The sequence below is a fragment of the Oleiphilus sp. HI0125 genome (genome assembly GCF_001635355.1).
In genome coordinates this window covers 1-749 of record NZ_LWGF01001417.1, presented here as the reverse complement: position 1 = coordinate 749, position 749 = coordinate 1, and the positions used below count along the sequence as shown (strand labels likewise).

The window sequence follows — 749 nt, the reverse complement described above, 5'->3', positions numbered from 1 at the left end:
TCTCCAGGTGGATCAAGAATCATAAACTACGTAGCAAACTCACTTGTCCGGCACTTGGCGTGGGAACAGCCTTTAATCGAAGCGATCAACGCACCTCATATCAGCAACCGCTATGGCGACATGGATATTGAAAAAGGTGCTTGGTCGAATGAGGACATTTCAGACTTTGAAAACTTGGGGTACAAAGTAAATCAAAGAGATCTTAATTCGGGTCTACACGCTGTACAAATTACAAAAGACTTGCTCAAAGGCGCAGCAGATAAGCGTCGCGAAGGTAGCGCGAACGCACGATAACGGATTATAAGAAATCCGGCTCATCAATAATCTCGTGCTTAACACCATGAAGTTCGAAACTTAGTGAGCGGGAATGTAAGTAGCAACGGTCTGCGTCTTCACCACCATAGCGCTTATCGCCAAGTATTGGACTGCCCAGCGACTTACACATCACTCGAAGTTGGTGCGTTTTCCCAGTCTCTGGCCACAAGTAAAACAGCCAATTATCATGATGCTTATGCGCCTTAAATCTAGTTACTGCTGGGTTTTCGAAGGTCCTTAATAATTTATAGCCACCGCCACGTGCCTTTGTCATATCACCTGACACGAGACCTTGCTTTTTCTTTGGTTTTTTTGGGCTTAGGGCGAGGTATTCTTTCTTGATCGTTTTGTTCTGAAACAAAACAGAAATATCTCTATTTGCTTGTGGCCCCTTAGCAAACAACATTAAGCCGCTTGTAACACGATCTAAACGA

General features: G+C 44.3%; 2 protein-coding genes. One reads left to right on the top strand and one right to left on the bottom strand.

Features of this window, described 5'->3' with window-relative positions:
- The coding region (locus A3762_RS24070) for a gamma-glutamyltransferase (RefSeq protein WP_197469557.1) at positions 1-294 on the top strand (294 nt) is incomplete at its 5' end.
- A gap of 4 nt (positions 295-298) precedes the next feature.
- On the opposite strand, the gene A3762_RS24065 is transcribed toward A3762_RS24070, so the two are convergent.
- A partial coding sequence (locus A3762_RS24065; RefSeq protein WP_068757999.1) for a pseudouridine synthase occupies positions 299-749 on the bottom strand: 451 nt, incomplete at its 5' end.